At 49.5% G+C, this 25398-nt stretch carries 23 protein-coding genes, 3 pseudogenes and 1 other annotated feature; of the genes and pseudogenes, 7 read left to right on the top strand and 19 right to left on the bottom strand.

Annotated features, from left to right (window positions below; translation table 11 throughout):
* On the top strand, positions 1-463 hold a 463-nt coding region (locus EDM55_RS08115), incomplete at its 5' end, for an IS3 family transposase (protein WP_122960045.1).
* A gap of 84 nt (positions 464-547) precedes the next feature.
* On the opposite strand, the gene thrS is transcribed toward EDM55_RS08115, so the two are convergent.
* The 5 genes from thrS to EDM55_RS08090 all read right to left on the bottom strand — a co-directional run bounded on the left by thrS (position 548) and on the right by EDM55_RS08090 (position 6339).
* Positions 548-2461, bottom strand: a complete 1914-nt coding sequence (thrS, locus tag EDM55_RS08110; protein ID WP_092276099.1) for a threonine--tRNA ligase — start codon at positions 2459-2461, stop codon at positions 548-550.
* 81 nt (positions 2462-2542) lie between these two features.
* Positions 2543-2785 (bottom strand) — a binding site (T-box leader).
* A 19-nt stretch (positions 2786-2804) separates the two neighbouring features.
* Entirely contained in the window at positions 2805-3725 is a 921-nt protein-coding gene (gene ytxC / locus EDM55_RS08105) for a putative sporulation protein YtxC (protein ID WP_122960044.1), read from the bottom strand.
* 176 nt (positions 3726-3901) lie between these two features.
* Positions 3902-5008, bottom strand: a complete 1107-nt coding sequence (gene mqnC, locus EDM55_RS08100; protein WP_092276105.1) for a cyclic dehypoxanthinyl futalosine synthase — start codon at positions 5006-5008, stop codon at positions 3902-3904.
* Between the two features lie 142 nt (positions 5009-5150).
* Entirely contained in the window at positions 5151-5369 is a 219-nt protein-coding gene (locus tag EDM55_RS08095; protein WP_092276108.1) for a hypothetical protein, read from the bottom strand.
* Between the two features lie 79 nt (positions 5370-5448).
* Positions 5449-6339 carry a spore coat protein gene (locus EDM55_RS08090; protein WP_122960043.1) on the bottom strand — a complete coding sequence of 297 codons (891 nt, stop codon included), beginning with the start codon at positions 6337-6339 and terminating at the stop codon, positions 5449-5451.
* A gap of 171 nt (positions 6340-6510) precedes the next feature.
* Between EDM55_RS08090 and EDM55_RS08085 the strand changes: the two genes are divergently transcribed.
* The 4 genes from EDM55_RS08085 (at position 6511) to EDM55_RS08065 (ending at position 8691) form a co-directional block, all read left to right on the top strand.
* Positions 6511-7077 carry a YqaA family protein gene (locus tag EDM55_RS08085; RefSeq protein WP_092276113.1) on the top strand — a complete coding sequence of 189 codons (567 nt, stop codon included), beginning with the start codon at positions 6511-6513 and terminating at the stop codon, positions 7075-7077.
* A gap of 190 nt (positions 7078-7267) precedes the next feature.
* On the top strand, positions 7268-7690 hold the full coding sequence (locus tag EDM55_RS08080; protein ID WP_092276116.1) for a cell wall hydrolase: 423 nt from the start codon (positions 7268-7270) through the stop codon (positions 7688-7690).
* 31 nt (positions 7691-7721) lie between these two features.
* A complete protein-coding gene (gene gerQ / locus EDM55_RS08075) occupies positions 7722-8150 on the top strand; it encodes a spore coat protein GerQ (RefSeq protein WP_092276119.1) in 429 nt (142 codons plus the stop codon).
* 235 nt (positions 8151-8385) lie between these two features.
* Positions 8386-8691 carry a hypothetical protein gene (locus EDM55_RS08065; protein ID WP_092276122.1) on the top strand — a complete coding sequence of 102 codons (306 nt, stop codon included), beginning with the start codon at positions 8386-8388 and terminating at the stop codon, positions 8689-8691.
* 23 nt (positions 8692-8714) lie between these two features.
* Here EDM55_RS08065 and EDM55_RS08060 read toward each other — a convergent pair whose 3' ends face one another.
* The 12 genes and pseudogenes from EDM55_RS08060 to EDM55_RS08010 all read right to left on the bottom strand — a co-directional run bounded on the left by EDM55_RS08060 (position 8715) and on the right by EDM55_RS08010 (position 19613).
* Positions 8715-9857, bottom strand: a complete 1143-nt coding sequence (locus tag EDM55_RS08060; protein ID WP_092276125.1) for a DUF2087 domain-containing protein — start codon at positions 9855-9857, stop codon at positions 8715-8717.
* Between the two features lie 167 nt (positions 9858-10024).
* Complete coding sequence (locus tag EDM55_RS08055; protein WP_122960041.1) at positions 10025-10489, bottom strand: PilZ domain-containing protein; 465 nt, start codon at positions 10487-10489, stop codon at positions 10025-10027.
* Positions 10490-10545: 56 nt separating this feature from the next.
* Positions 10546-10719, bottom strand: coding sequence for a hypothetical protein (locus tag EDM55_RS30210; protein ID WP_170184511.1), 174 nt, complete (start codon positions 10717-10719; stop codon positions 10546-10548).
* An 88-nt stretch (positions 10720-10807) separates the two neighbouring features.
* Positions 10808-12058: a GNAT family N-acetyltransferase gene (locus tag EDM55_RS08045; RefSeq protein ID WP_122960039.1), complete on the bottom strand. Its 1251-nt coding sequence runs from the start codon at positions 12056-12058 to the stop codon at positions 10808-10810.
* Positions 12059-12205: 147 nt separating this feature from the next.
* On the bottom strand, positions 12206-13651 hold the full coding sequence (locus EDM55_RS08040) for an MDR family MFS transporter (RefSeq protein WP_092276133.1): 1446 nt from the start codon (positions 13649-13651) through the stop codon (positions 12206-12208).
* 141 nt (positions 13652-13792) lie between these two features.
* Positions 13793-14431, bottom strand: coding sequence for an NUDIX hydrolase (locus EDM55_RS08035; protein WP_092276136.1), 639 nt, complete (start codon positions 14429-14431; stop codon positions 13793-13795).
* A gap of 62 nt (positions 14432-14493) precedes the next feature.
* Positions 14494-15135, bottom strand: coding sequence for a LysE family translocator (locus tag EDM55_RS08030; protein ID WP_092276139.1), 642 nt, complete (start codon positions 15133-15135; stop codon positions 14494-14496).
* Between the two features lie 46 nt (positions 15136-15181).
* Positions 15182-15367 carry a hypothetical protein gene (locus EDM55_RS08025; RefSeq protein ID WP_122960038.1) on the bottom strand — a complete coding sequence of 62 codons (186 nt, stop codon included), beginning with the start codon at positions 15365-15367 and terminating at the stop codon, positions 15182-15184.
* Between the two features lie 63 nt (positions 15368-15430).
* Entirely contained in the window at positions 15431-17002 is a 1572-nt protein-coding gene (locus EDM55_RS08020) for a glutathione ABC transporter substrate-binding protein (RefSeq protein ID WP_122960037.1), read from the bottom strand.
* Between the two features lie 130 nt (positions 17003-17132).
* A pseudogene (locus EDM55_RS30840) lies at positions 17133-17456 on the bottom strand (deaminase); the annotation flags it as partial.
* Between the two features lie 56 nt (positions 17457-17512).
* Positions 17513-17644, bottom strand: a pseudogene (locus EDM55_RS30835) (ABC transporter substrate-binding protein); the annotation flags it as partial.
* 379 nt (positions 17645-18023) lie between these two features.
* Positions 18024-19613, bottom strand: coding sequence for a glutathione ABC transporter substrate-binding protein (locus EDM55_RS08010; RefSeq protein WP_122960036.1), 1590 nt, complete (start codon positions 19611-19613; stop codon positions 18024-18026).
* Between the two features lie 325 nt (positions 19614-19938).
* On the opposite strand from EDM55_RS08010, the gene EDM55_RS08005 reads away from it, so the two are divergent.
* On the top strand, positions 19939-21921 hold the full coding sequence (locus EDM55_RS08005) for a methyl-accepting chemotaxis protein (RefSeq protein ID WP_092276151.1): 1983 nt from the start codon (positions 19939-19941) through the stop codon (positions 21919-21921).
* Between the two features lie 76 nt (positions 21922-21997).
* On the opposite strand, the pseudogene EDM55_RS08000 reads toward EDM55_RS08005, so the two are convergent.
* Together EDM55_RS08000 and EDM55_RS07995 are read right to left on the bottom strand one after the other, a co-directional pair.
* Positions 21998-23439 (bottom strand): annotated as a pseudogene (locus tag EDM55_RS08000) (glutathione ABC transporter substrate-binding protein).
* Positions 23440-23651: 212 nt separating this feature from the next.
* Positions 23652-24728 (bottom strand): branched-chain amino acid aminotransferase, encoded by a 1077-nt coding sequence (locus EDM55_RS07995; protein WP_122960035.1) that lies wholly within the window; start codon positions 24726-24728, stop codon positions 23652-23654.
* A 263-nt stretch (positions 24729-24991) separates the two neighbouring features.
* On the opposite strand from EDM55_RS07995, the gene EDM55_RS07990 reads away from it, so the two are divergent.
* Positions 24992-25306: a hypothetical protein gene (locus EDM55_RS07990; protein WP_122960034.1), complete on the top strand. Its 315-nt coding sequence runs from the start codon at positions 24992-24994 to the stop codon at positions 25304-25306.
* Positions 25307-25398 lie beyond the last annotated feature (92 nt).

Here is a 25398-nt window from a genome sequence, read left to right as displayed (position 1 = left end):
TCTATATTACGGCAAAGGTCAGAAAGCCTATTTGTCCACAATAAAAGATGGATCAACTAATGAGATCTTAGCTTACCATGTGTCAGACCGTATCACCATGGACTTAGCTACGGATACCCTTCTCAAATTAAAAAAGAATCGTAACTTTAAGAGGGCAAAAGATGCCATGATCCACTCCGACCAGGGAACGCATTATACTCACCCTGACTTTCAGAAATTGGTGAAGAAACTTACATTGTGCCAATCGATGTCAAGACGAGGGAACTGTTGGGATAACGCCCCTCAGGAGTCCTTTTTTGGTCATTTTAAAGACGAAGCCTCGATTAAGAAATGTACGAGTCTTGAAGAATTAAAACGTGAAATTAAGCATTACATGACGTACTACAATCACTATAGATACCAATGGAATTTAAAAAAGATGACCCCCGTTCAATACAGGGATCATCTACTGAGAGCTGCCTAGACTTTTTAAAAGTGTCCTTTACAAAGGGTACATTTTAAAGGAGCTGCCCCTTTATCCATTTAAAACCTAGGCGTCGGACGCCTCTTACTTCATTTCGTTGATTTCGGCACGAATTTTTTCAACGAACGCATCCACGCTCATTGCACCTTCATCCCCTACTCCGCGTTTACGCACGGACAGAGTGCCGTCTTCCATTTCTTTTTCCCCAATGACGAGCATGTATGGGATTTTTTGGACTTGGGCTTCACGGATTTTGTAACCGATTTTCTCATTGCGCGCATCCAGCTCTACGCGGATACCTGCTTGCTGCAGCTGTTCCTTCACTTTTTCTGCGTAAGGAGTGTGCACTTCACTGATGTTCATCAGGCGAGCCTGGATTGGAGTGAGCCACACTGGGAATGCCCCTGCATAGTGCTCGATCAGGATACCGATGAAGCGCTCCATGGAACCGTACATCGCACGGTGCAGAACGACTGGACGATGCTTTTCGTTGTCTTGACCGACATAAGTCAGGTCAAACTTCTCTGGCATTTGGAAGTCCAGCTGGATAGTACCGCATTGGTGACGGCGTTTCAGCGCATCTGTGATGTGGAAGTCGATCTTCGGTCCATAGAAGGCACCGTCGCCTTCTTCGATACCGTATGGCATACCGGATGCCTCCAGCACTTTTTTCAAAGCACCTTCAGCTGTTTCCCACAGCTCGTCGGAGCCCATGGAATCCTCTGGACGAGTAGACAGAGACACACTGTATTCGAAGCCGAACACTTTATAAATACTGTCGATCAGCTTGATCATGCCTTTGATTTCGGTTTCGATCTGATCCGGACGAACAAATACGTGCGCGTCATCCTGGCAAAAAGTCCGTACGCGAAGCATACCGTTCAGAGCACCGGAGTACTCGTGGCGGTGAACCTGACCAAACTCGGAGTAACGGATTGGCAGATCGCGGTAGGAATGCATCGCATTTTTGTACATCAGCATGTGTCCTGGACAGTTCATCGGCTTCAGAGCGTAAGTCGCATTATCTACTTCAGAGAAGTACATGTTCTCTTGGTAATGCTCCCAGTGGCCGGATTGCTTCCAGAGGCGCTCGTTCATCAGGAACGGAGTGCGTACCTCTGTGTATTGCGCCAGCTGCTGCAGACGGCGGGAGAATTGCTCCAGCTCGTTGCGGACAGTAAAGCCTTTAGGCAGGTAGAACGGCATACCTGGAGCTTCCTCAGAGAACATGAACAGCTCGAGCTCTTTGCCCAATTTGCGGTGGTCGCGTTTTTTCGCTTCTTCGATGAAGTGCAGATATTCTTCCAGCTCGGCTTTTTTCGGCCATGCAGTACCGTATACACGCTGCAGTACTTGGTTTTCCGATTTTCCGCGCCAGTAAGCACCCGCTACGTTCATCAGCTTGAATGCTTTGATGAAGCCAGTGGAAGGCAAATGAGGTCCACGGCACAGGTCGAAGAATTCACCCTGTTCATACAGAGTGATGGTCGCATCTTCTGGCAGGTCGCGGATCAGTTCCAGCTTCAGATGGTCATTCAAGCCTTGGAAAATCTCTGTTGCTTCTGCGCGGCTAACGACTTTGCGGCGAATTGGCAAATCCTCTTTCACGATTTTTTCCATTTCCGCTTCGATTTTGCCGAGGTCTTCCGGGCTCAAAGATACAGGAATGTCCATGTCGTAGTAGAAACCGTCTTCGATTACTGGACCGATCCCGAATTTCACTTCACTGCCGTAGATGCGTTTTACTGCTTGTGCGAGCAAGTGAGCGGTACTGTGACGATATACTTCAACGCCGTCTGGGGAGTCCAGCGTCACGATCTCGATCGCTGCATCCTCTTCCAGCGAGGTGTACAGGTCAACGACTTTGCCGTCTTTTTTACCAGCGACGGCTTTCTTTTTCAAGCTGGCGCTAATGGAACCAGCGATGTCTTCGATGGTAGTCCCGGCCTCGTATTGACGAACTGCGCCATCCGGGAAAGTCACGTTAATTTGTGCCACGTTAGGTTCTTCCTTCCTTTACCAAGATTTGAGATTTACTAAACTCGGCAATGCCAAGTAAATAAAAAAACACCCATCCCAAAAAGGGACGAGTGTCATCTCGCGGTACCACCCTAATTCAAGTCTGTCAGTCTTGCCCAAACAGACTCCTCAAGGAATTTTAACGGTTATTCACCGGCTGACCGATACTGGAAGGCAAATGCCTTTGTTCCCGGTGGCTACTCAAAGGGGGTAGATCCATATGGGTGCGCAGCGGGCTTCCAGCCATGTCCCGCCTCTCTGAAGCGACCTGCATATCGTCCATGTCCTTCTCATCGTATTTCCTGTAAAGTTGTTGTTGCTATTATAGTTTAGACGGATTGTGCAAGTCAAGTACACGTCTGTCTGCCAGGCAAAGGGGGCAAGACTGGCACGTACTCAACCGGCTGTCGAAAATGCTGCGAATCGTCTGCGTCAGTCCAGGCCTCTCCGTTGCCATGTGCAGGACGATACTCTCCGGTGCCAAGGTCACGAGGGCGCTGACCAAATAGTCTTCGTCCCGGCAGTTTTGCTCTTCCATGCTCAGAACGGAATCCAGCTGATCCAGCCACAGGCGATCCCCTTTTTTATCATAGAGGTGGAAAGGTTTGTCCACACTAGGAACGACGTGAACCACTTCCTGCTTGGTCTCCTGGACGGCGATGAAATAACGCAGCAGTTCCACAAATTCCTGATATTGCTTGTCTTCCAGATATTCGTCGATTCCTGCCTCCACCAGCTCAAACAGTTCATTCCAATGGTCCTGCAGACGAAAACGGACGAAGCCCAAAACGTTGACGGTTCTCTCGTATTCCAAATACGTAAATGCCTTGCGATAGACATTCGCCTTGCGTGTTGTAGCGGTAAACAGCTCAGTGCCGGCAGGTTCATGCTCTTGGCACATACGCTGGATATAGGGAAGGATTTCTGCCCATTCTTCCTCCAGCTGCTCGGACTGCAGCAAATCCTCTGCCATTTCCTCGATGATCTCGGATTCCTTTACCTGGATGATCCACTCAGCTAATGACAATGCCACGAAAGCACGAGCCCAATCAATCGTCTGCGCATCGTATTCTTCTTCGCACCAGCTCTGAAAGAAGAACACATGGTACCCGTTCTGGTCCTCCTCTTTATATGTAATACGCACCGGTGCAGTGTTGACCCGCTCCGTCATCTCTTGCAAGATGGCGCGATACGTGCCACTATGCGCAGGGACATTCTCCAGCAATACGCGGAACGCTTGCATAACCATCCCCCCAACCCGCAATTGTACTTACAGTATATGTCCCGACAGGAGCGATATACTTTTAAACGGTTGGAAACGGAGGGAAGGATAGATAGAAAAAGCACGCTTCCGTCAGTCCCATACAAGGGACCAAAACAGAAACGTGCTTCCACTCGATATCGTTTTCGTCGCAAAGCTTAGTTCTGCATCACAAAATCTTTTTCCGCCATCTCGCCGTCTTTGAAGACGCGCAGGATGTCGTACTGCGTGTTGCGTTGCGCAGGAATCTTGCCTGCTCCGCGAATCAGCTCCAGAATTTGGTTGGTGTTCACTTTGTGGGTACAAGCTGCTGCAGACACCACGTTTTCTTCCATCATCGTCTGACCGAAGTCATTGGCTCCATAGGATAGAGACAATTGGCCGTAGTGTGGGCCCATCGTTACCCAAGACGACTGGAAGTTCTCCACATTGTCCAGCATCAGTCGGCTGATCGCCAGTGTTTTCAAATACTCTTCGGGCGTGTTGTTGACTGCCTTCATGTTCGTGTTGTCTGGCTGGAACGTCCATACGATGAACGCTTTGAAGCCGTGCGTCTCATCCTGGGCTTCACGAATGCGCATCAAGGAAAGAACGCGTTCTTCCATTTCCTCACCGAAGCCGATGACCATCGTCGCGGTTCCTGGCAAGCCTGCGCGATGTGCCGCTTTTTGGGTGTCGATCCAATCCGTCCAAGAGCCTTTCAGTCTGGAAATCTTCCGGCGAGTACGATCGTCCAAAATTTCTCCGCCTGCTCCTGGCAAGGAATCCAGACCGGCAGACTTCAGTTCTCTCAATACATCCTCTACGGACATATTTGAAACCTCGGCAATTTTCATAACCTCAGCAACAGACAGAGAATGCATGGTGATTTGCGGGAAGCGCTGCTTGATCGCCCGCAGCAGGTCGGTATAGTAGTCGAGCTTTAAGTCCGGATTGGTTCCGCCCTGCATCAAAATTTCGGTACCGCCTACGTCTACCGTTTCTTGAATTTTTTGGAAAATGGTCTCTCTTGGGAGAACGTATCCTTCCGAAGATCCAGGCGCGCGATAAAACGCGCAAAAGCGGCAATACGTGTCGCAAACGTTGGTGTAGTTGACATTACGGCTAATGACAAATGTTGCGATTGGGTCTGGATGGTGCTTTTGCATCACCAGGTTCGCGTAATGCCCCAATTTTTCAATTTCATTACTTGCAAACAAGGCCAAACCATCTTCAAGGCCCAGGCGTTCGCCTGCAAGAGCCCGTTCCAATATACTGTCGATCATAAGGATCACTCCTTGTTACCTACGTAAATTCCACTCCACATGATATCACACTTGGCCTACCCCGGCTATTCCCAAGGTGCATAGGTGTAAAAGCTTACATATAAAAAAACAACCCTGCAGAGGGCAAGGTCGTCTGTGTTTGCTATTCGAAACCGATTTGCTCGTATACTTCTGGCTCCCAATAAATGACGGTCTGAGCGAGTGGCAGATTCGTCTCACGAGCGCCGTTTGGCTGACCATTAAAGTAGATGATTTCCGTAACAGAAACGCGTTCTCCTCGAACGTCAATTTCACCGGAAAGCTGCAGATTCGTTCCATCTGGTGCATAAAAAATGACTTTCCCCGAACCTAGCGTTTTCACTTCGGCCCCTCCCAATGATGTTTGTCCTTTCTCTATAGTAGTGGATATTATTTCCTATCGTCAATGAAAAAACAAGGACCTATTGACCAAGCAGGGAATCCGAAATGGTATTCTTTTTGCGACTTCGGTTCTGCTTCCCTTCTGCTTGCTGGTACAAACCGCCTGTCGCTTCGATCCCTTGTGTCTGTAACGCATCGGTAGTCATCGCCGTATCTTCAGAAGGCCCATTGAAATCCGGGCGGTACGGCTGAGGGGAAAAAATCGGTGCCGCATTCACAGGGGTCAGCGGCTGGTCAGCTGGGGAAGAAGCTCTTGCGCCGCTTACCGTCTCTCTCTGCAAGTGGGCGGAAATGGTGCCTTTTTCCTGAGGCGGCTGCGTCGGAGCTGCCGCTGGAGAAACTGCTTGCTCCATCATCCCATTCTCGGGGCGCAAAGGCTGATAACCGCGCAGCAGCTCGGTATTGGTCGACTCAGACATCGTTGCCAGCGGATAGAACCCTCTGCTTTGCATGTAAACCCATATTTCGTGAGCCTGATGCGCACAATTGACGGCTCCCTGCAGCAGCAGCTCACGAATCTGCGGATGTGCTGCCTCGAGTGCCGCTGCCAGCTTGGTTTTGGCTCCTGTTTTATGCATACCGAGAAAAGCGGACGCTACATCGCGGTCATCGATTTGGGGTGAATAAGCATGTGGTTCACTCATTTGCGCAGCCATGGCTGGAGCTGCTGATGCAAACGTCCGATTCGGGCGATAGGGCAGCATCTCTCCTGCGCCAAGCCCTTGCACGGTATAAACGAAAGTATTGTACTCATTTTGCATGAATTGCAGCTGATGAGCTGTGATTTGGGCCAGCTGTGCATCGCGAATAAATGGGACGTACAAATGGGCCGTATTCATCGCGTCAACCGCTCCGTTCAAAACCTCATGAAGCTCTATGACTTCGTGTGCACCATAGGGATGAGATTGCATAGATGGTTACGCCTCCTTTTTGTCTCTCGTCAAAATCTCTAACAGTATGTCCGAAAATTTTCCGTCCTAGAAGCTGGTGCTGACTTTGGACAAACGGACATATCTTAGCTACAGAAACCAGAATCTTTCCTGTATAATGGCTAGGGAAGGAAAAATCGCAAGGAGATGCCCATGCTGGAACAAATCACGCAACTGTTTATGAATTACGGAATATGGGGACTCTTCGGAATGGCATTTTTGGACTCGTTTATCAGTCCAGTTCCACCTTTCTTCATGCAAATTGCGATGAGTTTGCTCGATCCGGGCTCCGCACTGCGATTTGCGACTGTAGCTTTCACGGCTTCCATACTCGGTGCTCCCATCGGATTTATGCTGGGAAAATGGCTAGGGAAACCGCTTTTACAGAAACTGCTACCCGCAAAATGGACAGCTCTCGCGACCGAGCAATTTGCGAAAAACGGAGATGCTGCTGTACTGATTGGGGCTTTTACCCCCATTCCCTTCAAAGTTTTTACCGTGCTTAGCGGGGCATTCAATTACTCTTTAACGAAGCTGATGCTCTTCGCCATCGTCGGGCGGGGATTAAAATTTTTTCTAATCGGCACTCTGTTTCATTTTTACGGAAAGCACGCAAAAGTACTCCTGGATGAATATCTGGAGGTCACGATACTCGGGATTGGTGCCTTGGTCGCGATCGCCTGGTTCATCTGGAACAAGCGCAGGAAACGGTATTTGTAAACAGAAGACAGCCTCATACAGAAAAAGCGTCCAAGCCATGTCACTGGCTCACGGACGCTTTTTTCATGTCACGTGAAAAGGATGGACTGACAAAGCCAGATGCAAGCCCACAGAAAAATTCTCTTCGGTAATCACCGATCGCACATGCGCCCATATATTGTAATTGTGAGTTTTTGGAGGAGGTGAGGCAATGGCCGTAATCAAAGCGAACTCGAATGACGTAGATTTGCTAGCTCGATTGCTTCGTGCTGAAGCGGAGGGAGAAGGCGAGCTGGGCATGCTGATGGTCGGCAACGTGGGTGTAAACCGCATCCTTTCCAACTGCCTTGACTTTAAAAACATCCGAAGCATGAATGACATGGTGTTTCAATCTCCAGGCGGTTACGAATCGGTACAAAAGCCGTATTTTTATCAACGCGCGAGAGATCGAGAGAAGCGTTTAGCCAAACGCACGATCAATGGAGAAAGGACGCATCCCGCAACAAACGCTTTGTGGTTTTATCGACCAGAGGGCAACTGTCCGCCTACCTGGTGGAATCAACGGAATTCCGGACGCTATAAAGCGCACTGCTTCTTCGTTCCGACACCCGAAGATTGCCCACGCGTCTATTAGAGTCAGATAGATATAAAGGAGCGAGTTCATCATGAGCCAACAAATGCCATACCCTCAGTATCAGCAGTACGGATACGACATGTACCAATCCACTCAGTTTCCCTATGGAATGCCGCCGCAGCAGCAGCAGCCTCAGCTGGTCCCTATGCAGCCAAGTGGTTCTGCAATTCCCGGTATTCCGTTTACACCCGGCCAAATCGTCGAGGAGTCTTACATCGAAAACATTTTGCGCCTGAATCGCGGCAAAGTCATCACTGTGTATCAAACATTTGAAAACAACAGCCAATGGAATGCAAAAATCTTCCGCGGCGTACTGGAAACGGCTGGCCGTGACCACATCATTCTTAGCGATCCGCAAACCGGCAAACGCTACCTGCTGCTCATGGTCAACACCGATTACATCACTGCCGATGAAGAATTGAACTACGTTCCTCCTACCCTGCCACAAGGCATCCGTTAAGAAATCCTCGATCGCAAAAGCCCCTCGTGGAGGAGTGTAACATTCACGTAAGAAATTAGGGCTTCGTCAAGCCTTTGGCGGAGCTTTAGTTGCGCTTTACGCTGGATAAGAATATCTGCACAAAAAAGACAGACTTCCCTGCAGCGAGCAATCGGAAGTCTGTCTTTTTTCATTCTGCGAATCCATTCTGTTATGATAAGGAGAGCCTGAGAAATACCCCAAAGGATGAAGAGACGTGGCATTTGGAATCACTCGCGCAGAATTAAATCGCTGGAAGCAAGCCGTAACCAGAGAGGAGATCGCCTATCTCACCCACTATTGGATCGATCCCCGCTTTCCTGGCGTAAAAACGGTCACCAAGGTTGGTTGTGCCAACCGCACCCTTCTCACGCAATGGTGCCTGGAGAATGGCTTAAATCCTGCCTATATACACGATCGACCACCCTTTCCTCACTTTGACCTAATCGGTCCTAAGCAAAGGGAAATCTTGAAAAAAGAAGGCTTATGGGATCAGCTGGAGCGTTTTCACCTGCTCGACTGATTCATAAGCCTGATGGTGGAACATTACCGTTTTTTCTTTTCGTTGTAGCCTTGCTCTCCATAGGGCTGAAGCTTGTCGAGCCATTTGTTCTCCAATTTTTCCAAGGCATCCTCTAAATCGAAAAAGGGATCTGGCGGATGCTCCAATACCTCCAGCACTTCAAATACGAAAGCATCCTCTCCGTATTCGTTCCATTCCTTTTGGAGTGCTTTGTTGGTATGCGACCCGTGCTTGAGCGTAAATTGTTTGCCATTCATTGTTTTCAGGTTTTTCGTCGCATCGACCCATACTTTGCCGTTCTGTATGTTTTTGATCTGATAAACGCCGGCTTCTGTTTTGACTTCCCGATACATCTGTTTGAGCTCTTGCTTGCGATTCATCTGTTTTTCCTGCTCCTCTCCGTTGCTTCTCACCCAGTACTCGCTGCCATCTGCTGCTCGATCCAGAAAGCCGTGGTCAATCAGGTACCTCCTGATCGTCACGTAATCCTCGTAGGCAGTTTCCAGCACCGCATTCACTTCTTTTTCGCTGTAGATTTTCTTTGGATCAAAACGCTTGGTGATCTCCTCCAGCACGACCAGCCGATGCTTGAGCTTGCGTGGATAATGCTCCAGGCGGCCAAGCGTTCCCTCAGGAAAGTATTTTTGTGTAATTTCCGCATACTCCGCAGCAGACACTTGCAGCTCATCGTCTTTCTTTTTCGGGGACCTTGGCGCATCCGATACAACGGCTGTCACAGGCGATTTCTTGGCCGTTCCTTTCATCAGCTCCATCATCACCAGAAAGACCTTGGCCTGGCGCTCCTTTTCCTTTAACGCAAAGCGATGGTTGCGGATGGTAGACGCGCTTCCAATGCCCATCTCCTTTTGCACTTCCTGATCGCTCTTCCCTTGGAAGAATAGGCGCATGAGCTGGTTCTGGTGATCGGACAAGCCTGTGATCTTTTTATCCAGCTCACTCAAATACTGAAACACAGAGCCATGCGCTTCTTCTATGTGATGGTGGGTAAATTTCGCCGCGTCATAAAGACGTCCCTCGACAGGATAGATGATTCCTTTTTCAATGGATTCCCCGCAAAGCAAACAGAAATAGTCATGCTCGCTCTCACAATATCCCTGTGTTACCTCCTCGAAGGTAGCACTCCAAAATTGTTCTGTAAGTGACATACATAAACACTGCTTTCTTTTGTTTGTTTTATAATAGATAATTTATCATTACGTTTATAAAATGTCAAACATTCAAGAAACCTGTCTATACAAAGTCCTGGATCTATGCAAAAAAGCTCCCCGTTCGCCAAAGGCTAAACGCAGGAGCTTTTCGTTTATGGTCAGGTTCAAGTGGACTCCATCGTAAGATTCGCCTGTGCCGTGAGAAAGGCACGTCGATCTCCCTTCCAAAACAGGCTATCCTTGACCTCTTTTTGATTCCGATAGCGTATGGCAAGGCGGTTGACCAGTCTGTTGATCTCAAGATGCTGGGCTTCTTCCATCGTAAAGCGCACCGCGTATTCATAAAAACTTTCTTCCCAGGAGCCCGTGCGAACGATATGACCGTACATCGTAATCGGCTCCCCGCACAGCTCCGTGGCAAATTGCAGGACGAGCTGGTCGTTGGCAGGCATTTTTAAATGGGATAAAAAGCGCAATCCCCCTGCGCCAATATCTTCGATCAAAACGTGAGCGCTTCCAATTTCCATCATCTTGCCCTTGATGAGCACGATCGTCATCTCTGCGCACAAAGGCTGCACCAACTTCAATCGAAAGTATTCCCGTTGATGTACCCCTGTGACTCCAGTCAATCTGCTCACCACCTTGGAAGGAATAGGATCTTATCACATCGGACAAATTGGCATTCCTATTTTTTCTTCTTCGGATAACGCATGTCCTGCAAGTCGACTTCGTAATGTTCCCACAGCTGGCGCTGGTCGTAGATGATCGAGTCGCGTTTGTCCAGACGGAAGAGGAGCTTAACCACGAACCAGACAACCAATAGGAAACCAAAAAAGATCACGAGCGTTAAATAGATCACCGACTTTCCCCCCTCCCATTTTGTACCATGATATGGGAGGAGGGAAAAAAAGATACCTAAATGTGTCTGATTCGTGACAATTTTCACTTTAAAACGGAGTTGTGCTTCTCGGCTTGTCTCCCGTGGCAAACAACCTGTCCACGAATGGAATCTGTTTTTCATCACTGATGTCTGCAAGACCGTACAGATGCAGCTTACGCAAGCTGATCACCCCCATGACAAGAGAGGAAAAATCCGAAATATCCATCCCCAGCTCGACATCTGGCTCTCCTGCCTCTACCACCTGCGGATAGCCTTCCGAAAATTCGATTAGCCAGCTCCCCTCATTTTCCGGGAGAAAGGAATCACGAATGTTCAGACGCACAAGTCCGCTTTCTCTGCCAAAACGACATGGCGCGAGCTGATGGAAAAATCCCGGCACATCGATCACGCGGTACATCAAACCGACACCAGAGACATGACTCTCGTGGTAGATGCTTGGAATCAAGCGGTCCGTTCCATTTCCAGGATCAGACAGCAGCATGTGAAAATCCTCGTCAGCCGTAGTCAGCACAACACGCTGGATCTGATCGGACTGACTGTGCAAAAAGGACAGGAGCTGCAGTAGCGCCTCTTGATTTTCATATAAAAATTCTTTAATGACAAGATCATTATGCAATCGATTCTCTTCGTGAGTGCGTTGAAAGTGGAAAACGAGATAGCCCGTGACTCTGCCGTCTTTTTTGCACCCGACGATCACCTGTTCCGGTTGATCCAGGAAGGTCTTCAGCTCCCGCTCTGTCTTTTTAATCATCCCGTGCGTGCAACGGACGATGCGGTGATAGCAGGCAAGGATCTGCTCCCGATCTGCCTCTCCCAAATAGGAGACCTTGTCCTTCGCAGTATAGGGAAAGCTGGCTGGAGCGATCCGATATTGATGGACTTTGGTCCCTTGGCCAAATCCCATCTTTTTGTAAAAATCGACGCGAAACGGATAGAGCGAAACCAGACAGACGCCACGCTCCCGGTACGTCGCAAGGAAGCCTTGCAGCATCGCTTTCGCTACTTTTTCCTTTTTATGCAGCAAATCAACAGCGACCGTGCCGATTCCACCAGTCAGCATCTGAATTCCGCGGACATTCATAAAAAAGTCGTACCACTTCATGACACCGAGCAAACGCTCTTCCCGAAACAGTCCGTGGAAGCTGGCATTTTGGTCATTCTCCAGTGTATCCTGCACACGCTCCGCAAAACGCTTCCGATTGTCGGGGGCAAGGAGATTGCTTCCGGGGTACGCCAACGCTGTAATCCTGACAACATCATGGATATCCTCGTGTGAAATCGGTCGAATTTCCTCCATCGTCCTGCACTCCCTGTCCATCGCAATATTGGAAGCATCCATATTCTTACAGGGACATCGTACCGAATCGGCAGGGGGATAGGCAATACGTTTTCGTTGTTACGGGTGAAAAAAGGCATCGACTGATCGCCGATGCCTTTTCTGTACCTAGTATTCTCTACGTGCATCTGCAGCTTTTTGCGCTCTCGCAATCATCAAGGCGATCACCAGACAACCAATGGCCACGATCCATGTTCCCGTGAAGACGACGTGTACCCCGGAAGCCAAAATGCTGCGAACGTGGGCGAGCTGCTCAACAGGCAGACCGCCGCTTTCAAACGACGCCCCCAGATTGGTCTGTCCGCTGGCTACCGTCACCATATTGAAAAACATCCCGAAAACCGCAGCCCCAAAGGTCTGGCTAAACGTCCCTGTAAACGTGTTTAGAGCAATCGCTGTACCTCGCTTATCTACCGCAACGGAAGCCTGAATCTTGACCATGACAATCGGACTGATGAATCCCATCCCCAAGCCAATTAACCCGACAGCCACATAGATCAGGAATCCTGGCGAACTCTCCGCCAATAGGAACAGAAGAAACGAAGCGATCGCAAGCACGGTTGTCCCTGTCGTCACCAGCTGCTCTGCGCGAAGGCGTCCAAGCAGGTTCCCGGACAGCACAGCGCCAAACGTCCAGCAAACAGGCATGGGAGTTAGGACAAAGCCTGCCATGGTCGCACTTTCCCCCAACACGCCTTGGCTCCAGATCGGCAGGTAGACGACCAGGCTGATCACAATGGCGTTGGACAATAGCGTCAGCAAGTTGATCATCGTCACATTGCGATTCGTAAACAAGCTGAGCGGGATTAAAGGCTCTGGTGACTTTCTCTCGACGGTCACGAAGATGAAATAGGTGATCAGACTAAACGCAATCAATGAAAGGATGGTCGGACTCAGCCAGGACTGGTTCTGGCTGCCGGTCAAAAGCGCGTACAGCAAAGCGATGGTCCCGATGCTAAAGATCAGCGCACCTGGGTAATCGATATGCCGCTTTGTTTTGGCCCCGAACTTTTCCTTGTAGTACAACATGAGCATGAAAAAGGACAAAAGCCCAAAAGGCAGGTTCAAGAAAAAGATATAGCGCCAAGACAGCATGTCGACGAGGAAGCCCCCCACAAGCGGCCCTGCTACACCAGAAAGTCCCCACACAGCACTGATCCAGCCCTGTGCCTTTGCACGTGAGGATTGGTCGTTGTACAAATCCCCGATAATCGTCATCGTAATCGGCATCACGGAGCCTGCACCCAAGCCCTGCAGCGCCCGAAAAACGATCAGCTGCTCCATGGAACTTGCCAGTCCGCATAAGGTGGAGCCAGCAAGAAAAATGCCGATCCCGAACATCATGACATTTTTTCTGCCAAACAAATCGGCCAACTTTCCGTAAATGGGCGCGGAAACCGCTGTTGCCAGCATATAGATCGCATACACCCAGCTGACTTGTTCAAATCCAGACAAATCACTTGTAATCCGAGGCACGGCGGTACTCACGATCGTTCCTTCCAGCGCGGCCAGGAACGTCGAGAGCATCAGTGCGATCATGATTTTTACCCTCATACAATCTCCTCTCTATCTATGCACGCATTCTCTATCTAAAAACATTGTAACAGTATAGCACGAAAAGCCACTCGTACAGCATGGCCGCCCAAACAAAAATACCCTCCCACCATGTGGCAGGAAGGCACTCCAAACCATCCTTTATTTTGCTTGCCGCTTTTTGCCCAGAGAGCGCACCGCTGCAAACACTTGCTGATAATAGTGAGCCTCGTGAGGGACAAAAGCCGACTGCTCCACGCGAAGCTCGACTTCCTTTCTAGTACCGTCTGGCTCGGATAAAAAGCCGTGCACCGCAATCGTGGACATTTCTCCCGCGAATAGTCGTTCCACCTCATCCAGCTCAGCCCACAATAGCCCCGTTACTTCTTCCGCTTGCAGCACATACGCTTGCAGGGGCTGATCACAAGCATAGGCAAACACATGGCACATTTCTTTGTCGATGAGCTCTGGAGCCTCCAAGACATCATTTATCACTCCAATCTCATCGAGCGTATCGAACGAGACAGTCAAGCCCAGCTCCTCCTCCAGCTCTCGGACGCCGTCTGCCGGACCCTCGGACGCTACCAGATGGCCAGCCGATGTAATGTCCAATAAATTGGGGCATGTATCCTTCTGCGGGTGGCGCTTTTGAAACAGCAGCCATATCTTGGATTGCTCTACGCGATAGATCCAGCAGTGAAACGTCTGGTGCCAATGCCCGAGTCGGTGTACTTCTGTGCGCGGCGCCACGCCTATAGGTGTTCCGGATTCGTCAAAAATGTCCAGTATCTCCGCTTTCAATTCTCTCCACCTCTTCCTATCGCTCTTGTCTTCTCTACCTTACCAGTCCTTGTGCATACTGGCTACAGCAAGGAGTGGTAGCCGTCGAGGAACACTTTTCCGGCAAAGTACAAAAAGAGCAGTGCAGATACAAATGAGAAGCCCCGAACGAGACGATGTCCCAGCCATTTGCCGCCTTGGCTCGACACGCCTGCCATAAACAGGGACCATGTGATCGAGGCCGTAAAAAAGCCGCTGAAAAAGAGCAAAAGAGCAGACGCCGAGTTTGCATCGGAAGAAGCGATCACGCTGCCGCCGATCGTCGCAAACCACAGAATAGCCGAAGGAGAGGCCAGCGCCAAGCCAAGCCCTGAGGAAAAGTCTTTCCAGCTGCGTTTCCGATTGTTCTGCTCCCCGCCCTGTTCCTCTAGGTCAATTTTTTTCGGGCTTCGAAATTCTTTGATCATGTTCCAAGTCATGTACAAGAGAATCAACGTCCCTCCCAACCAAAGCACCCAGCGGATGACCCGATTTTCCATCAGGAGCGAGATCCCGACCATGGAAAGCAAAGCGTAAATCAAGTCACCGAAGCTCGAGCCAACACCAATGAGAAAGGATGGGAGCAAGCCTCGTGCTACTCCTGTGCGAATGATCGCGACATTGACGATCCCCAAATCCAGACATAGTGATAAGGATAGAAAAAAGCCAGAAAGAAACCAGGTCAAATGAATCCCCTCCACCAATAAACAGATGTCAGAAAACCTAACCTATTTATAACATGAATTTGTTCGTAATGGGTATGATTTCATGAAAGGAGAGCAGCAGCATGTACGATCCCGTCACCAGCGGGGTAAACCACACCGCAATCGATGTGCCACTCGGCTGATCAGGAGCAGGAGCACTCCAGCCAGGATCATTCCACCCGTCAGTAAGGATAGCGTAGCGGAGGGATCGCATGATGAGGAGTCCTCCCAACAAAATCGGGGATAGCGCATTCCGCCATCCCCGTCTCTTTTTTCACTATTGGATCGTTACTTCATCCAGCATCAGGTATCCTGCCGGACTCAACCAGAAGCCGCGTACATCTTTGGCCGTTACCGACACGTGATCGATCGTGCGGATCGGAATGAGCGGTACTTCCTTCAGCTCGATTTCCTGCAGCTTTGCATAGATTTCATTGCGTTTTTGCGGATCTTTCTCGCGACGGCCTTGCTCAATCAGCTGGTCCACTTCCGGGTTGCTGTAGAAGGCAATGTTCCCCATACTGCCTTTCGAGGAGCTGTGGAAGACGTTGTACTGGTTGTAGTCACCGTCTCCTGTCGCATTCCCCCAACCACCGATGAACATATCGTGCTCGCCTTTGTCAGTGAAATCGAGGTAGGCGCCGTACTCCATTACCTTGATTTCCACGTCGATGCCAATCCCTTTCAGCTGGGATTGAATAACCTCTGCTACGTTCATGCGCTCTTTGCGGTCATCTGTGACGATTGTCGTCTTAAAGCCGTTAGCATAGCCAGCATCACTCAACAGCTTCTTCGCTTCATTTACATCGTAGGTGTAGTCCGTAAGGTTCGGGTTGTAGCCGATTACTTTAGAGGACATCGCAGATACCGCTTCGTTCCCTACGTTGTTGTATACGCCTTTGACGATCGCTTCTTTTTCCACAGCATGGGCAACCGCTTGACGGACACGAATATCGTCAAAAGGCTTCTTCGTTACATTGAAGCCGATATACTCGACGCCCAGGCCCTCAGCGCGAACCATGTTCATGTTCGGGGAAGATTGGGCACGTTCTACCTCTGTTACAGGCAGCTGGTCACCAATGTGAGCTTCTCCTGCCTCTACCATCGCGATACGAGTCGTGTCCTCAGGAACCACCTTGTAAACAACTTTGTCTACCTTAGGCTTTTCGCCCCAGTAGCTGTCATTTTTCACGAGTGTCATATCTTGGCCAGGTGTCCATGATTCAAACTTGAACGGACCTGTACCTACAGGCTGCTTGGACAGCGTGTCCGAGTGCTCAGCGATCGCCTTTGGACTCAAGATGCTGCCTTCTGAGCTAGCGAGAATGGAGAGCAATGGTGCGAAAGGATAGTCCAGGATAAAGTGAATGGTCTGCTCATCCACCACCTTGACTTCTTTGATCATGGAAAAGTTGGATGCACGTGGAGAGCCTACCTTCGGATCCACCGCTCGTTCAAAGGTCTTTTTTACAGCTTCTGCATTGAACGGAGTACCATCGTGGAAGGTTACGTCGCTTCTCAGCTTGAACTCCCATGTCAAATCGTCCAGCTGCTTCCACTCCGTTGCCAAGGTAGGCTTGTACTCGGAATTTTTATCCCGCGAAATCAAGCTCTCGTACACTTTTCCATAAATGTAGTTCGCGGAAGGAATGTTGGTGATGAATTGAGGGTCGAGATTGTTCGCGTCTGCCTTGCGCGCTACAATCAGTGTTCCCCCTGCTTTCGGGCCGTCCGCTGGTGCGGATGCTCCCGATCCCGATTGCTCTTGCCCTGCACCGCAGCCGGTCAATACGGCACCGACGGTCAGCGTCAAAGCGAGCAAGGATCCAAACAAACGTGCTTTTTTCATTGGATTGTCCCCCTGTAAGATGCTGTCGAAATTTCTGCAATGTTTGCTTAACTGCATTATACGGTAAGGGGCCAAGCAAGCCTTTCAGCATCTTTACATCTATTTATAATATTTTTACTTTTGTTTAACTTTACACTTCTTTTTGCCAAACTATGTTTCCCTGAAAAAACACTGCGGCTTTTGCTGACTGACGGGCTACTGCTTCCGCCGAGCAGCTCGCTTGCAAAAGCACTGCATCCGCCTGATCGCCGACATTCGGCCAGACACGTACGCCAGTGTCATCAAGCGAAGTCACCCCACCTGTCACATATCCGAGCGCACGAGACAGCCGGAATTCATCCGTCCATCGGAACCGCTCCGCCAAGCGATTGGCCTTTTGCAGCATGTCTCCCGTCCCGAAGGAATCCCAGTGATCCGTGATGTTGTCGTTGCCCAGAGCAAGTTGAATGCCTTGGCCTTCACTTCTTTTATCATTTTAAACTGAGTAGCACGAGGAGAGCCTACTTTTTCATCGAGAACACGAGCGATCGTTGCTTTCACGGCTTCGGCATTGAAGGGGGTGCCGTCGTGGAATTTGACATCCTGACGCAGCCTGAATTCCCACGTCACATCATCTACCTGTTTCCATTCCGTCGCCAGCATCGGCTTGAACTCCATGCTCTCGTCCCGCTGGATCAGCCCCTCATACACTTTGTGATGGACAACGCTTGCAGCATTGATCGCCGAAATGAAATGGGGATCCAGGTTGTTGGCATCGGACTGACGGGCAATAATCAATATCTTTTGCGCTGAGTCAGAGGCTTCTGCCCCTGCTTGCTTGCTACTGCCTCCTGTCTCACCACCGTTCGAACAACCGGACAGCAGAAGTCCGACGCCCAGTACGCCCGTAAGCATCCATTTCCACGTTTTGTTTTTCTCCATGTGACACGCCCCCAAGTATGGTTATCTATCTTTTTTGTATAGAGCAACAGCATAGCTCGACCCCGCAGGAATCTCGCTATGCTGCTCATCTGTCTAGCTTTTACGGAAGAACCACGTCGTCGACTTCAATGTGACCAGCTGGGCTGATCCAGACGCCTTCTACCCCTTTTTGGATCGCAGCGAGATTCTCAGAGAAACGGTACGGAATCAACGCCACGTCGTTCATTTCAATTTGTTGAGCTTGCTCATAGATTTGCTTGCGTTTTTCTGCATCCTTTTCCTTGCGGCCGTCCTCGATCAGCTTGTCCACCTCTGGATTGCTGTAGAAGGAGTGGTTGCCTGGAGCACCTTGGGATTTGGTGTGGAACAGGTTGTACTGGTTGTAGTCCGCATCACCCGTTGCATTTCCCCAGCCACTGATGAACAGGTCAGTTTCGCCTTTGGAAGCGGCATCGATGTACGCCCCGAATTCCAGAACCTTCACTTGCAGGTCGATCCCGATTTGCTTCAGCTGTTGTTGCAATACTTCCGCCACATTGATACGAGCTTTGTTGTCGTTGAGGTAAATCGTTGCTTTCAATCCGCTCGCGTAGCCAGCTTCAGCAAGCAGCTGCTTTGCCTTTTCCAGGTTGTACTCGGTGTCTTTTACATTTTCACTGTAGCCTACCATGGTTGGGGTAACCGAAGAGTGTGCGATCTTCCCTACATCGTTGTATACCCCTTTGATGATGGAATCCTTGTCAACTGCAAGTGCAATAGCCTGACGGATACGAATGTCATCAAACGGCTTTTTCTTGGTGTTGATCCCGATGTGGTCGCTGGAGAAGGAAGCGTAGCGTCCCAGCGTCATGCTGCTGGAGTTTGTCACACGATCTACCTCGGTCACAGGCAGCTGCTCAGCTACTTGCGCCTCGCCTGTTTCTACCATGGCGATACGAGTCGTGTCTTCCGGAACGGTTTTAAAGACGACCTTGTCCAGCTTTGGCTGACCACCCCAGTAGCTGTCATTTTTCACGAGCACGACCTCTTGTCCAGGCGTCCACGATTCGAATTTATAAGGCCCGGTACCTGTTGGATGCTTGGTCAGATCCTTGCCGTACTCCTCGATGGCTTTCGGTGAAAGAATGACGCCTTCTGCGCTTGCCAGCACGGACAAGAGCGGGGCATATGGATAGTGCAAAATAAATTGTACGGTTTGGTCATCCACGACCTTTACTTCCTTGATCGCTTCAAACAGATTCGCCCGGTTGGAGCCGACATTTGGGTCTTGCACGCGAGCGATTGTCTTTTTCACCGCTTCTGCATTGAATGGAGCTCCGTCATGGAAGGTTACGCCTTGGCGCAGCTTGAATTCCCAAGTCACGTCATCCAGCTGCTTCCATTCTGTCGCCAAAGAACCGACGTATTTGCTTTCCTTGTCCATCCGCACAAGTCCCTCATACACTTTGTGATGAATAATAGCAGCTGAGTTGATTTGGGTGAGGAAATGAGGATCCAGATTGTTCGCATCGGAAAGCCTTGCGATGACCAAGGTGCCGCCTGTTTTCCCTGCCGCAGGTGTGCTTGCACCCGGCTGTGCTGCTCCATTTGTCCCCTGACTAGCTTCCTGACCGGATGAGCAGCCAGCCAGTGCAGCCGAAACCGCAACGGTCAGTGCCATTAGCGTCTGGAAAAAGCGCGTCTTTTTCATGAAGATGTCCCCCTCTTTCGCGCGTTCTTATTGTGTTAATTTTTTCACCATTCGCGCATATTTCATTTTACCTACTATTCTGGCTATATTTTTTCACTCTCTTTACTACTATTTTCAATTTCTTTACTTTCGTTCGGCCAACTGATCCTCCATGTGACTTCTCACGCCAAATTATTTCTTTCATCGAAATATTCACGCATGCGCCATTTCATCTACTATTCCGCCTTATCCCATTAAACTAACTATCCCGATGGTTAATTCCGATATAAAACATTGTTGAAGCGATTATGACTTTATACCTACACACCACGAAAGGATGCTAAGCATGAAAAATCGCAGTGGAAAGACCCCTCGAGGAAATTTCAAAACGAAGCTCATTACTGCGTTTCTCTTGATTCTGGTGATTCCTTCCCTCGTCATAGGCACACTGGCTTATGTCCAGTCACGTACCGAGATGGAAGCCCAGATCATGAAAAGCGCAGACGAGAATGTCAAGCTGGTGAATTCCATCGTCAGCTCTACCTTTTCTCCCAAAATGAAGGATGCCGACTACTTGGCTTCTCTCATTACGAGAAGCATGTATAAAGAAGGAGATAGTCCCGAGGTCACTCGCCTGTTTGAGATGTACATAGGAATGCATCCCGAAGTGGCCAGCATCAGCATGGGCACCGATACAGGCAGCTACTATCGCTTTCCAAAGCAGCAAACCAAGGCTGGCTTTGATCCCCGTACTCGAGACTGGTACAAAAGCGCTATGGAAAGCAAAGGCTCTGCCATCATTACCGCTCCTTATCTGTCTGCGGTAACAGGAGAAGTCATCGTAACGATCGCGCAATCGACAGACGACGGCTCCGGTGTCATCGGTATTACACTGGGGATCGAGCAAATCAAAAATGTCGCTTCCTCTGTTCAAATCGGGAAGGCAGGCTACGTTCTGATTTTGGACAAAGACAAAAAATACATCGTCCATCCTACGATGAAAGCCGGAGAGGTAGCGGAGGATGCGTTCTACGAGCAAGCCTATCAGAACCATACAGGCCGCATTTCCTACAATCTAAATGGCGATGAAAAAATGATGTCCTTTACCACCAATGAGCTAACAGGCTGGAAAATTGGCGGGACGATGCTTATGAACGAGATCGCGGATTCCGTTCAACCGATTTTCATCAATACGCTCGTCACCATCATTGCCTGCCTCCTTATTGGGGGAGCGCTGATCGCAATCATCCTGCGATCTATCATCCGCTCTATCAAGCAGCTGAGCCAGCAAGCTGTCAAGGTCAGCAACGGCGTCCTTACCGAGACCATCCACGTTCAGTCAAAGGATGAAATCGGGGAGCTCGCTCAAGCGTTCAGCCAAATGCAGCAAAATCTTCGTACTCTGATTCAAGACGTAGAAAGCAGAGCCGAGCAGGTCGCAGCTTCCTCCGAGCAATTGACAGCCAGCGCCCAGCAAACGAGCGCTTCCTCCGAACACGTCGCTGCTTCTGTGCAGGAGGTTGCCAGCAGCGCGGAAAAACAAACAACCGGAGTCGATCTGAATGTCCACGCTTTAGAGGAAATCTCCCACGGAGTCGATCGGATCGTGGAGAGTGTGCGTGTACTCGCAGACCTTTCGAAGGATACGTCCGTTCAGGCGGATGAAGGCGGCGTGTCCATCCAGCAGGTCATGGGACAAATGAATTCAATCCACGAGTCCGTAGAAAAATCAGATGCGATGATCAAATCGCTGTATGATCGCTCCAAGGAAATCAGCAACATTTCCGAAGTCATCAGCGGAATTGCCCAGCAGACGAACCTTCTGGCACTAAACGCGGCGATCGAAGCAGCCCGCGCCGGAGAACATGGAAAAGGATTTGCCGTAGTCGCAAACGAGGTACGCATTCTGGCTGAGCAATCTCAGCTTTCCGCTACCCAAATTTCCGAGCTCATCACGGAAATCCAGCGGGAAACAAAAGAATCGGTAGCCACCATGGAAAAAGTACGCCAAGACGTTGCCGGCGGTCTGGAGGTTTCCACCGAAACCATCCACAAGTTTAAACAGATTTTGCTCAGTACGCGCGAAACCGCACCACATATTGACGAGGTATCCAGCATCGCGGCGCAAATAGCAACCGGTGTGCAAGCCGTCAGCCAAGTAGCTAGCCAGCTTGCCCAGATCGCGAAAAGCAATGCAGAGTCTGCAGAAGAAGTAGCCGCCTCGACAGAGGAACAGCTCGCCTCCATGCAAGAGATTTCTGCCTCCTCACAGTCCCTGGCAACACTTGCGGAAGAGCTCAAGGCGCTTCTCAACAAATTTACTTACTAATAGAAATGAAAAAGGGATAGACAGCCAGATTGATGTGGCTCTTTATCTCTTTTTTCGTGGTTGGCAACGCGATTGTTTACTGAATCGTCACATCGTTGATCTCTACATAACCAGATGGACTGATGGTGATGCCTTGCACGTTTTTCGCGATCGCGGCCAGATTCTCACTGCTGCGGTACGGGATGAGCGGCACTTCGTCGATCTCGATTTGCTGTGCTTGCTCATAAATTGCTTTGCGTTTCTGCGGATCTTTTTCTTTGCGTCCTGCTTCGATCAGCTCATCGACCTTTGGATTGGCGTAGAAAGAGTGGTTGCCTGGTACTCCCTTGGACGTGCTGTGGAACAGATTGTACTGGTTGTAGTCAGCATCTCCTGTCGCATTTCCCCAGCCGCTGATGATCATCTGCGCTTGGCCTTTTGCTGCCAGGTCTAGGTAAGCCCCAAACTCCATCACCTGAATCTGCAGGTCGATTCCAATCCCTTTCAGCTGGGACTGCAGAACTTCGGCTACATTAATGCGCGCCTTGTTGTCATTGAGATACACGGTCGCCTTGAAGCCGTTGGCGTAGCCTGCTTCGGCGAGCAATTGTTTCGCTTTGTTCAGATCGTAATCCGCCGTTTTCAAGCTCGGGCTGTATCCGATTACTTTTGGACCCAGTGAAGAAACGGCTACTTTCCCGACATTGTTGTAAACTCCCTGGATGATCGCTTCCTTGTCGATCGCGTGGGCAATGGCCTGGCGTACGCGTACATCGTCAAACGGCTTTTGCGTTACGTTCATCCCGATGTGATCGACAGCGAAGGACTCATACCGCCCAGCGTCATGCTGGAAGAATTTTTTACCAGCACGATTTCCTGACCGGGCGTCCAAGACTCGAATACGAATGGACCGGTTCCTACAGGGTGCTTGCTCAGATCCTTTCCGTATTGCTCGATGGCCTTTGGACTAATAATCCCGCCTTCTGCACTCGCGAGTACGGATAGCAGCCCTGCAAACGGATAGTGAAGAATAAGCTGCACTTTATGCGGATCGACGACTTTCACTTCTTTAATCATGCCAAACATATTGGCTTTCGGCGTAGGCGCATTCTTGTCCAAAATGCGGTCAATCGTCTTTTTCACAGCTTCGGCATCAAATGGTGTTCCATCGTGGAAAGTGATTCCATCCCGCAAAGCAAACTCCCACGTGAGGTCATCGAGCTGCTTCCACTCACTGGCCAAGAGCGGCTTGTACTCGCTGTTGGCATCCAGCATCACGAGCCCTTCGTACAGCTTGTGCTGAACAACGGCCATAGAATTGATCTGCGTACTGAAATGCGGATCGAGATTGTTGGCATCGGACAAGCGGGCGATGATCAGAGTCCCCCCACTGGATGCCGCTGGAGCTGGAGCTGCCCCCGGCTGACTGCTCGTTGGCGCATTGGCGCCGTTTGGACTGCTGCTTGCTTGCTGCCCGGTCGAACAACCCGCGAGGACGTTAGCCAACAGTACAGATAGGGCAGATGAGAATGGAAGAATAACTACGTAGTTCTAATTTTAATAATTTTCTAACTTTTTTCTTTCGACTATCTTTACCTTTCTTTTCATTATTTTTACTATTGTTATTTTTCGCGATCATAAACTTCTGATCGATAATGTGAAAATGTAACGGGAAAAGCTGCTAGGAAAATAGCAAAAAGCACAGTCCCTTCCTCGTTGGAAGGCAACTGTGCCTGTCAGCAAAAACTCGTTTATGCTTTTGTTACTTCAACAGACCAACCGAACTTGTCTTCCACAAGTCCGTACTGGATGCCTGTCATCTGATCGTACAGCTTGGAAGTCAATTCTCCGATCTGTGCGTTGTTGATGACCATTTTGTGCTCGTTCCAGCTCATTTCGCCAATCGGAGAAATCACTGCCGCTGTACCTGTTCCAAAGGCTTCCTCCAGCTCTCCTTTGGTATAAGCCTCGTACAGATCCTCCATGGAAATGCGTTTTTCCACAACTGGAACGCCCCAGTCCTTCAGCATATGGATGGTGGAATCTCTCGTAATCCCCTCGAGGATGCTGCCGTTCAATTCCGGTACCCACACTTCCCCGTTTACCTTGAAGAAAACGTTCATGCTGCCGACTTCTTCTACGTATTTGTTTTCGATTCCATCCAGCCATAGAACTTGCTCGTAGCCTTTTTCCTTTGCTTCTTCCTGTGCTTTCAGGCTGCCTGCATAGTTACCAGCTGTTTTTGCATTTCCCGTACCGCCACGAACTGCGCGTACGTAATGATTTTCTACATAAATTTTTACCGGCTTCATGCCACCAGCGTAGTAAGCACCTACCGGAGACAAAAGAATGATCAATTTATACGTATGAGATGCACGAACACCAAAGCATGCTTCGGTCGCAATCACGAAAGGACGAATATATAGGGACGTTCCGCTCTCTGTTGGAATCCACTCTTTTTCCGTGGCTACCAGCTGCTTGAGCGCCTCGAGCATGAAATCCTCATCAATCAGAGGCATGCTGAGTCGGCTCAGGGAACGATTCAATCTTTTGAAATTTTGATCCGGGCGGAACAGCCACGCGCGGTCTTCTTTATTGCGGTAAGCCTTTAGTCCTTCAAAAACAGTTTGTCCATAATGGAAAACCATTGCTGCCGGATCGAGAGTGACCGGGGAGTACGGTACGATTTGTGGATCGTGCCACCCTTTTCCCTCTGTGTACTCCATCGTAAACATGTGATCGGTAAAATGAACACCGAATCCAAGTTTGTCGCTAGCAGGCTTTTCTTTTCTCTGTTCGGTCAGGGTAATTTTTAACTGACACTCCATCTTCTACATCTCCCTTAGCATTTAAAAATCCTACACTTCTAGTACTACATAATGTTATTAAAATATCAACAATTTTGAACGATTTCCACCGTAAGTTTATTCCGAAAAGTTCATCTTTGTACAAAAAAACACTTTCCGCTTGTTTTCTACACGTTCTTCATAAAACTTCATACTTTTTTCAGAGCTAATACAGAAATGTCGTTTATAACTGGGTATGTAAAAAGATTTCCCTCGAGGGAAGGGAAAGATGGAGGATGAAAAAGATGAAAAAAACCTGTCGTTTTCTTACATTCACAGCTATGATGGCTGTTGTTGCTTCTTTGGCTGTTCCGGCTTTCGCTGCTAGCGAGCCAGGCGAAAATGAAGGAACTCCTAGCTTCTTCAGCTCTTTTGTTGGCCAAAACCACATTGTTGTGAACCCAGCTGCAGAAGAAGCTACTACTTCTACTGGCACAGCAGTTCCAGCTACAGAAGGTACTGCTCCAACCACAACTGTTGATGCAAGCGTTCCTGCTTACACACTGGGTGGCGGATGGATGAACTTCCCTGCGCAAGCTGACAACAACAACGACCGCTAAGAATTCGCAAGAGAAAAAGGTGCTCCGCTACACTGGAGCGCCTTTTTTTTACTGGGAAGGCATTTACTCCTTATATGCCTAGGTAACGCAAC

The organism is Brevibacillus centrosporus (genome assembly GCF_003710815.1).
In the GTDB taxonomy this organism is placed as follows: Bacteria; Bacillota; Bacilli; order Brevibacillales; family Brevibacillaceae; genus Brevibacillus; species Brevibacillus centrosporus.
Note: the sequence above shows the minus strand (reverse complement) of the source record. Positions and strands in the feature narration are given on the sequence as shown.